This is a genomic window from Nostoc sp. (assembly GCF_036917395.1).
Classification (GTDB): domain Bacteria; phylum Cyanobacteriota; class Cyanobacteriia; order Cyanobacteriales; family Nostocaceae; genus Nostoc.
In genome coordinates, this window is record NZ_JBALDI010000070.1 from 182504 (window position 1) to 191083 (window position 8580).

The window sequence follows — 8580 nt, forward strand, 5'->3', positions numbered from 1 at the left end:
AACATTATTAATATGACTAAGCTAATTGAATACGAAGAAGCCAGTGAGGAAGTCCGGGCAGTCTATGATGACATCCGCGCCACCCGCCAGAATGACTACATCAATAACTTTTGGAAAGCTATAGCTAACCATCCCCCTACCTTGCAACGAACTTGGCAAGCGGTGAAGGAAGTGATGACTAGCCCTGGTGAGATTGATCCACTGATGCGCGAGCTAATTTATATCGCCGTGAGTGCGACGAATGGCTGTGAGTACTGCATTGCCTCGCACACAGCAGCGGCGCGTGCCAAGGGAATGAATGATACCATGTTCGGGGAAGTAATGGCGATCGCAGCCACTGCCAACATGACCAATTGCCTCGCCAACGGCTATCAAATTCCGGTGGACGAGAGATTTAAGCCGTAAGAGTGTAACCCTCTCTATCGCTGCTTAAGAATAAGGTTTAGCAGAATTATTGACTATGCCCAAGGTTCAAATTAACGGGATTGATTTGTTCTACGACATTAAGGGAACGGGTGAGCCTTTGCTATTAATAGCTGGCTTCCTTTGTGATCATGCCTATTGGTCGCTAATTATGCCATCGCTAGTTTCGCAGTATCAAGTTATTCGCTTGGACAACCGAGGTATGGGGCGAAGTTCTGCTCCCGATAGCCCCTATAGTCTGAAACAGATGGCTAGTGACGTTGCAGAATTGCTTGATCACATTGCGATCGATAAGGTGCATCTAGCAGGTCATTCAATGGGTGGTCAGATAGCCCAAGAGTTAGTGTTAGCACATCCTGAAAAGGTGCAGAGTCTGATCCTACTTTCATCGTTGGCAAAGGGTGATGAATTATTCAACAGCATCATTGAGACTTGGGGCGACCTCTGCGGTAATGTAGACCTAAAACTTTATGAAAAAGTCGTATTACCCTGGATATTTACAGATACGTTCTACTCGATTCCTGGAATGATCGAAGGTCTGATCGAATTTGCAATCAGATATCCTTTCCCGCCTGCGACTCATTCACTCTATAATCACAGCCGAGCCATGCTTGACTTTGACACAACAAACCGCCTTCAACAAATTCATTGTCCTACCCTAGTTCTAGTTGGTAAACAAGACATTCTTACCCCGCTAAAGTTTTCCCAGCAACTTGCTCAAGGCATTCCCAAGGCTGAACTTGTAGTCCTCGATGGTGGGGGTCATGGCTTCTTAATTGAGTCGCCGGATGCTGTGGTTTCAGCCATGCTTAACTTCCTGGGGAAATTGAAGCCAGCTTACACCAATTCTTTGTGAAACAGGGGCAAAATCCCTTGTTAAAAGTAGGCAAACTGAGGCCACAGTGTACTAGTAATAAGTTTTGGGCGTTGCTGATTGCGGTATGAAAAATGTGTATGTCATGCTGAATGGAGCAAAGCAAAATGAAGCATCTATCGGGATTATTCGCTGCACTTCGTTGCACTCAGAATGACAAATCATACTTGATTCAGCAACGCCAAGTTTTGAAACCTAGACAGGGTGATTTAAATATTCAACGTGTTTCTAATTTAGAAACTCGCTCCTCTAATTTATTGACTTGTTGCTTTAATTCAATCACCAAAGTTGCCAGCCGATCAAACATCTGATCTTGCTGCGATAAGTTACCTCTGGAACCAGTTGACTGTCGTGGGGTAAGTGTTGTTCTTCGGGATGGAGACTGCCGCCTTTGACCGATTTGAGACTCTATCTGGTTTAACCGCGACTCTACACGATTAAAATCCGCTTCCAGGTTGTTGATGCGTGACTCCACTTGCTGCGATAAAGCAGTGTTTCCAAATAACCCACCCCAGATAATTGTTGCTAAAATCCCAGCAAGTATTAGCACTTGGATTTTTTTCATAACAGTCTATTTAGACAAGATATATTTGTATGGGTACAGAGGATAAGTCTGTATTCACTTCACTTATTTATCCTGTTCTAAGTTAGAAAATAGCTTCTGCCAATCGATAGAGTTAAGAGTATTATCTCCCTGTTTTACCTCAAACGTCACATTACAAGCTTTCGCTAGTTTTAGCGCTTGCAGACAAAGTTCTGCCACATCCTCACGGCTGATTTTGCCCTTAATATTATCGCCTTGCTCAAAAATTAATTCCTTACTTCCTGGTTCCTCAGTTAAAGCACAAGGTCTAATAATCGTATAAGGAATTCCGCTTTCTCTTAAACTATCTTCTCCCTTCAACTTCCAAGTTAAAATTCCTCCCAATTGGTCATTTAATTTCACAGCTGGCGGTTCTTCATCTAAATTAATCCCAGGGCGGCCGGGACGAGTCACGCCTGCTGAACTGACTAGAATAAATTGTGGTAAAGTTGTACCGCCATAAGCTTTAATTGATTCCAACTGCAAAGCAAAACCACCGGGAGAAAATTTGGGATTTAAAGCACCATCATGTTCAAATTTGCTCAACATCAGTTGGAATGAAGAAATTCTATTCTGCTCAAGTGGCGGCGCATCTTTGACAGTTTTTGCCCGAAAGACGGGAATCAAATCTGCAAAGGGAATCTGAACATCTATCCAGCTATTAGCTACGGTGTCGAAAGAATAACTGTAGCCAATGCCATCCCATTTTGTATCTGTTCGCAGGAAGATTTTATAACGCTGACCGTCACCTTTGACGCGCAATTTTACACCTTCGTAACCAGATAAGTTGAAGGGGGGATCAAAATTCTTAGTTCTGATAGAAGCAAATCCGCCAGAGTTATCGGTGGAGACATTACCAGCAAACAAAGCTGTATTTTCTACTAATTGGATATTACTGGCACTCACGCCACCCATGACTACATCATCTAGCGCCCCCCAGTTATCCTTTAATTCTGCTGATGGCTTTGTAAAATCAAATATTAGTTTTTCGTTTGCTTGGGGTAGATATTTTGCAGCCGCTTGGACTAAGTTTTTCACACCTTGATATTCTACATTTTCTGGGGTGTCGCCGACAATTTCTGGTTGGTAAAATTTCACACCTTGATAATATTTTGCTCTATCTGCTGTGTCTCCCTCTACTGGTTGCACACGCACTGCTGTGCAACAAACTATAGCTTGGATATCAGCCATAACTAAAGGAGTTAAAGTTTGAGGTTGAGTGATATCCGCAACTACAAAGTCTATATCATTACCAAGAATTGACCGCGCTTTGTCAATGTCTCGAACTAGTGCCCGAACTTTATAACCTCGTTCGAGCGATCGCTGCACCACTCGTTTACCTACACCACCTGTTGCACCTGCTACTAGTATTACACCCATGTTTCTTCCTCCATTGGGTCTATCTTGATTATCCTTAGGACGACCTTGGATTAACTGCTGTACCCAGTTAAGGAAAGGAATTACCTCAAAGTAAGTCAGGGTTTCGATAAACCTGCCTAAATCCCATTGAGAACGATTTTTGTCAGTCACATTTGCGTCCTCACAACTTTCTTAAGTTTAGCCCAATGTTTGTTTCTCCAAATCCTCCGGTACTCATAACTTTGCTTTAATTAGGAGAAGGGGACAGGGTACAGGTAATACCTGTAACCTATTCCCTTCTGATGAAGGAGACTAGTACAGTGGGCGCGTAAATCCAGCTAATACCAATTCTGTATGAAGATGCGCTAAACGAAATGAGGAACGAACCGCAAAGGACGTAAAGGACACAAAGAAAGAAATAAGAAGCTAAGAAAATTTGGCGCAGCCTCACAAAGAAATGGTATAACATCTTAATTAACAAGACTTGGTGTAAAATCTCTTGTCTTAAAGGTAGGAAAACTGACGCCACAGGATCTTAGCTACAATTAAACCAAATCTTTGGGATTCCATGTGATGCCGAACAGCCCGTCGTAGACATCGCTGAATCACGTTAGGATACTTAATTAAGTGTTCCTAATCAAACGGTAATTTACTTATGAGCCAACTTGAAATTCAAGCTGAATATGAAAAGTTTCCTGAAGAGTTTGAGAGTGTAATCATTAGCACCGTGAGCGCACAGGCAATACCCAATGCTAGTTATGCTCCCTTTGTTATGGATGATTCCAAGAATATCTACATTTACGTCAGTGGTCTTTCAACTCATACCAAAAATCTCTATGCCAATCCTCATGTTAATGTCTTGTTTATCGAGGATGAAGCCAAGAGTAATCTAATTTTTGCGCGTCGTCGTTTGAGTTTTGATTGTACGGCAACTTTGATAGAGCGTGAAACTGACAAGTGGAATAAAATTGTTGAGCAATTTCAAGGGCGGTTTGGTCAAATTATAGAGGTTTTGCGCGGCTTGTCTGACTTTCGGATTTTCCAGTTAACTCCTAGTGAAGGTCGTTTTATAGTTGGTTTTGGGAAAGCTTATTACATCAGTGGTGATCACCTCCATCAACTTGTTCAGATCACAGGAGATAGTGACCAAAAGCAAAAATAAGCAATGCAAATTTAAAAATTAAATGTGATTATTAAGAAGCATCGTGGCAGAATAATTCGTAATTAATGGTACAATTTAAAGGATTGATCAATAAAGACATAAAACCTTTACAGTATCGATAATTCAGACTGCCCCATTTATGCCTGGGGTAATTATGAGTTATGAATTAGTTCTATGAGTAAGCTTTACTTTATACCTTGTAATTTTGCCTTCGCGTAAAGTGCGATTAAACTAAACTCTTTAATTTTATGCTTCAGTTTCAACCTCCTGGCTTTGGACATAAACTTATCCATACATCCTTGGGGGCAATGGTTTACTATACCCAAACGAATGCACCTTGGGCGATGCCTGCGGCGGGCAGTGCGATCGCTGATACTGAAGATTTACGCCCACTACTGTTTCTCCATAACTTTGGTGGTGGGGCGTCTGCATATGAATGGTCTAAAGTTTACCCAGCTTTTGCCTCTAATTACCACATTTTAGCCCCCGATCTAATCGGCTGGGGAGAATCGGCTCATCCAGTCCGAGATTATAAAATTAGGGATTATCTCAGCACGATCGCAGAGTTTATCATCCAAACTTGTCGCCAGCCGGTAACAGTGGTGGCCTCATCTCTAACAGCCGCTTTTGCTATCCGCCTAGCTATTGTTCAACCCAATTTATTCAAAGCACTGTTTTTGGTGTGTCCCTCTGGATTTGATGATTTTGGGGAGGGTGCTGGACGCAGACTTCCGCTTTCGGTGATCAATACGCCTCTGTTGGACAATTTTATTTATATCCTTGGTGCTGAAAATGAAATTGCAGTCAGAAATTTTTTACAAAGTTTTCTGTTTGCCAAGTCACAACGAGTATCACAAGAGATGGTGGAGGCTTATTTAACCTCTGCACAACAGCCTAATGCCAAGTTTGCCGCCTTGTCATTTTTGCGGGGCGACCTTTATTTTGACCTAAGTTTATATATTCAACAACTGACAATTCCCACGAGGATTTTTTGGGGAGAAAAGGCACAATTTACTAACATCAAACTAGGACGACGCTTGGCAAATTTAAATGTAAGTGCAATTCGAGATTTTTATGCGATCGCAGATGCCGGAATATTACCTCATTTGGAAATACCAGAAGTTCTCATTGGTCTATTGCAACGGTATCTTTAGGAGTTAGGAGTTTGAATTCCTGATTTTTCCCTTTTAACTTCTACTTAGAGAGCAACTCTGCATTTAATGCTTTAGTGATGTGATCGCCAGAAGCTTGTAAGTGGGTCTTAATGTAAATCTCAAGGCTTTCACTAAGTTGTTTTAATCAGTCTTGATTAGTAATTTTTAATTCTTTTTTATCCAATTTATAATAACAGTTTTATGTATTCCGCAATCGCTTTCGGATAATGCTCTTTCATTATGCAAACTCTCTAAATAAAGGCAGTATTGCTCGTTGCTTGTACCCATAGACGAATTACAAATATCCATGCATCTAACAAATCACATCTTCCCCAAGCAAGATTTAAAAAATATTTCTTTCTGATAGCTCAGATATGCCTTTTGTTAGAAGCATAATTACCTTTTTATAGTTAATCTTTAATTTGTACTCAAAAAACAGGCTAATTGGCATGATAAATTTGATTTCTAGGACGATTGGTCACATCAGTTCTCTGCTTAAAGGACTTCAGGTAAAATCTTTTTTGGCTGTTGTCGTAGTTGGTTTTCTAGTGCTGACAACAAATGTTAGTGATGGGCAAAATGACAAAGGCTTAAAGGAGAGAGTTCGCGAACAGGTAGAGCAAAATGATGCTCAAAGACCGAAAACAGTAGGGGACTGGTTTAAAGACGCTCGTGAAACTGAAAATTCTCCTGGTGAACGACTTCAGAAGATTGGGCAACAGTCAGGAGAAGCCCTTAAAGAGTTTGGGTCTGGATACGTAAAGGGCGCTCAAGAAACTGCTAGTGATGTAGGGGACAGTGCGGCAGATACAGCCAAAAATATCTCAAAGAAAGTTATACCCTAAATGCGTTACCATCCTCTATTGGCAGCAAGTAGTAATAACTTTTCGCCAATAAATGAGTAATAGGAACGCTGGTGTCTAACTAACGAACTTTTCTAATGCTTGGGTAACAGGCTTACCTTTCTTGATTAAAGATTGTAGCATTTCTCAGTTGCATAAAATATAGGACTTTAGTAGGGGCGCACAGCTAGCTGTACGCCCCTATTGCGTGTTGCATCCAAAATAGAATTGCTAATATTTAAGTTGCCGCAGCTACACGTTTTAGGCTTTTGTGAATTATCCATTATCAAACTTGTATATCTTGCAGTTTTGCCACCATTTCTGCACGCGCCGAAACCTTCAACTTACGAAACATCCTCTTCAAAGCTTGTTTGACCGAATTTTGCGTAATCCAAAGTTTTTCTCCAATTTCCGCGTTCGTTAACCCCTGTGCCACTAACTCGGCAATTTCTAACTCACGCGCTGTTAGAGGACTTACTAAAAGGGAATTGGATATTTTTGGTTTTGTCCGTAGAGTCGCCATTTTCGCTGATAAATGAATACATAAGGCACTCAAATCTGCCAAATCGTTGCCATTAAAAGCAGGATATCCCTTGTCACGAGCCAAGTTAAGCGTTCCTACAAGACGACCATCATAAACTATTGGCCCAGTCATCACGTGTTCGTGATCAGAACGCGAACAAAAATGCTTCCAGTCTTTCGGTGATAATAATAATTGCTCATGGGCAGGAGCATGACGCTCAACCACGTAGCGCCCGACTGGATTGCTTTCTAAGCATACTGCTGGAATACCCTGAATATCAATGTCAGTCGTTGGCTGCTCATTTAGGAAATAAATACCCCAATTTTGCACGCAAAAATGCTCACCAATTTTTTCCGTGAGAGCTAATCTTAATTCTTGCTCATTTTGGACATTGGCGATCGCATCAAATACGGCGTAGAGAGAATTAACCATAAGTGTACCCAGTTGGGGACTATCCAAGCCTCAACAATTACTTCTATGCTAATACCAGGAAAACTAAAACGCTAATTACAGTAGCGACTAGGAGAAGCACATGACAGTTACACAACTCTCTGCTCAGGAACTTTTCCGGGCTGCTTATGAGAACCGTTACACTTGGAACAAAAATTTTCCTGGATATACCGCAAATATCACCTTTAAGCAAGATGATAAAGTATTTACAGGCAAAGTTATCATCAGCGCCAATCTCAAAGCCGAAGTTTTAAACGTAGATGACGAGTCGGCCAAGCAGGCTATTCATGGTCAAGCCTGGGAAATAGCAATTCACCGCATCCGCCGCAGTTTTGAAGATACCCACAGCGCCAATACGTTTAGCTATGGTAAAACTGACGAAACTGGTGCAGTTGAGCTTTTAATGGGTGGTAAGGCTAAGGGCGATAAATACAAAGTCCGCAATAATGAAGTATGCCATGTTCACCGTCTCATCCACGGTACTTACGTGACAATTGACACCTTTAGCAGTCACGACACCGGGGAAGGTTACCTTTCTCACACCTATGACTCTGTGTACCATGACCCCAAAACTGAGGAACAAAAGGGTGGTAGAAGCGAATTTACCGATGAGTATGAAAAAGTTGGTGAATATTTCATCCTAAATCGTCGGGAGATTCGCACCGAGACAGCAGGACAAGTATCTATTCAGGAATTTGTTTTCTCTGATATCAAATTGTTGGAATCTGTTGCTGCTTAAGCTCTATTTTCTCATCTAAAAATTAGCGTAGGCGCAGCCTGCGCTTTGATTTTTTGGCGCTTTTGTGACTGAGTTAGGTTTTGATTGTAACTGCTGCTGCAATTGAGTCAAGATTGTCAAACCCCGACGGTAAAATCCCAAAACTTGCCATGCTTGTGCTTGGTTGATGCGATCGCGGGTAATGCCATTTTGATCATCTAATTGCTTATAGCTGACTTCTGCACGTTGCCAGGTGTTAAGTGCAGAACCCGCACCTGAAGAGTATGACCGAGAGATTTTGCGGTTTTAAATCTTAAGCTGTTCCACATTTAGTTTGCAATAGCAGCGTTACCTTTATTTTTAATTTTTCTTCCCTATTTAATTATTAACTCTCCCTAGTTTACAGCAATTTTCAGGTAAATAGACCACAGTGGTTGAACCAACCGAAGGCATCATCTTCGGTAATGTAATTTACAGCAAAAGCCATCGCTT

At 41.5% G+C, this 8580-nt stretch carries 9 protein-coding genes; 6 read left to right on the forward strand and 3 right to left on the reverse strand.

The features are described from left to right. Positions 1 to 12: 12 nt before the first annotated feature. A complete protein-coding gene (locus tag V7K46_RS24110; RefSeq protein WP_335117574.1) occupies positions 13 to 405 on the forward strand; it encodes a carboxymuconolactone decarboxylase family protein in 393 nt (130 codons plus the stop codon). 55 nt (positions 406 to 460) lie between these two features. Then, positions 461 to 1279 carry an alpha/beta fold hydrolase gene (locus tag V7K46_RS24115; RefSeq protein WP_335117576.1) on the forward strand — a complete coding sequence of 273 codons (819 nt, stop codon included), beginning with the start codon at positions 461 to 463 and terminating at the stop codon, positions 1277 to 1279. A gap of 235 nt (positions 1280 to 1514) precedes the next feature. Here the strand turns inward: V7K46_RS24115 and V7K46_RS24120 are convergent, their stop codons facing one another. Both V7K46_RS24120 and V7K46_RS24125 read right to left on the reverse strand, forming a co-directional pair. Next, the gene (locus V7K46_RS24120; protein ID WP_335117578.1) at positions 1515 to 1862 is read right to left on the reverse strand and encodes a hypothetical protein; all 348 of its coding nucleotides are present in this window, start codon (positions 1860 to 1862) and stop codon (positions 1515 to 1517) included. Positions 1863 to 1925: 63 nt separating this feature from the next. Further along, positions 1926 to 3410 carry a CIA30 family protein gene (locus V7K46_RS24125; RefSeq protein WP_335117580.1) on the reverse strand — a complete coding sequence of 495 codons (1485 nt, stop codon included), beginning with the start codon at positions 3408 to 3410 and terminating at the stop codon, positions 1926 to 1928. Positions 3411 to 3894: 484 nt separating this feature from the next. Between V7K46_RS24125 and V7K46_RS24130 the strand changes: the two genes are divergently transcribed. The 3 genes from V7K46_RS24130 (at position 3895) to V7K46_RS24140 (ending at position 6400) form a co-directional block, all read left to right on the forward strand. Beyond that, positions 3895 to 4401 carry a HugZ family pyridoxamine 5'-phosphate oxidase gene (locus V7K46_RS24130; protein ID WP_335117582.1) on the forward strand — a complete coding sequence of 169 codons (507 nt, stop codon included), beginning with the start codon at positions 3895 to 3897 and terminating at the stop codon, positions 4399 to 4401. 248 nt (positions 4402 to 4649) lie between these two features. Further along, positions 4650 to 5555, forward strand: a complete 906-nt coding sequence (locus tag V7K46_RS24135) for an alpha/beta fold hydrolase (protein ID WP_335117584.1) — start codon at positions 4650 to 4652, stop codon at positions 5553 to 5555. A 449-nt stretch (positions 5556 to 6004) separates the two neighbouring features. Beyond that, on the forward strand, positions 6005 to 6400 hold the full coding sequence (locus V7K46_RS24140) for a hypothetical protein (RefSeq protein ID WP_335117586.1): 396 nt from the start codon (positions 6005 to 6007) through the stop codon (positions 6398 to 6400). A 283-nt stretch (positions 6401 to 6683) separates the two neighbouring features. Here the strand turns inward: V7K46_RS24140 and V7K46_RS24145 are convergent, their stop codons facing one another. Then, positions 6684 to 7352: a LuxR C-terminal-related transcriptional regulator gene (locus V7K46_RS24145; RefSeq protein WP_334960996.1), complete on the reverse strand. Its 669-nt coding sequence runs from the start codon at positions 7350 to 7352 to the stop codon at positions 6684 to 6686. 100 nt (positions 7353 to 7452) lie between these two features. Between V7K46_RS24145 and V7K46_RS24150 the strand changes: the two genes are divergently transcribed. Further along, positions 7453 to 8109, forward strand: coding sequence for a DUF3386 domain-containing protein (locus tag V7K46_RS24150; protein ID WP_335117589.1), 657 nt, complete (start codon positions 7453 to 7455; stop codon positions 8107 to 8109). Positions 8110 to 8580 lie beyond the last annotated feature (471 nt).

Coding starts and splice junctions, on each gene's coding strand:
- V7K46_RS24145 (WP_334960996.1), bottom strand. CDS start 7,352: ATGGTTAATTCTCTCTACGCCGTATTTGATGCGATCGCCAATGTCCAA.
- V7K46_RS24110 (WP_335117574.1), top strand. CDS start 13: ATGACTAAGCTAATTGAATACGAAGAAGCCAGTGAGGAAGTCCGGGCA.
- V7K46_RS24150 (WP_335117589.1), top strand. CDS start 7,453: ATGACAGTTACACAACTCTCTGCTCAGGAACTTTTCCGGGCTGCTTAT.
- V7K46_RS24115 (WP_335117576.1), top strand. CDS start 461: ATGCCCAAGGTTCAAATTAACGGGATTGATTTGTTCTACGACATTAAG.
- V7K46_RS24130 (WP_335117582.1), top strand. CDS start 3,895: ATGAGCCAACTTGAAATTCAAGCTGAATATGAAAAGTTTCCTGAAGAG.
- V7K46_RS24140 (WP_335117586.1), top strand. CDS start 6,005: ATGATAAATTTGATTTCTAGGACGATTGGTCACATCAGTTCTCTGCTT.
- V7K46_RS24135 (WP_335117584.1), top strand. CDS start 4,650: ATGCTTCAGTTTCAACCTCCTGGCTTTGGACATAAACTTATCCATACA.
- V7K46_RS24120 (WP_335117578.1), bottom strand. CDS start 1,862: ATGAAAAAAATCCAAGTGCTAATACTTGCTGGGATTTTAGCAACAATT.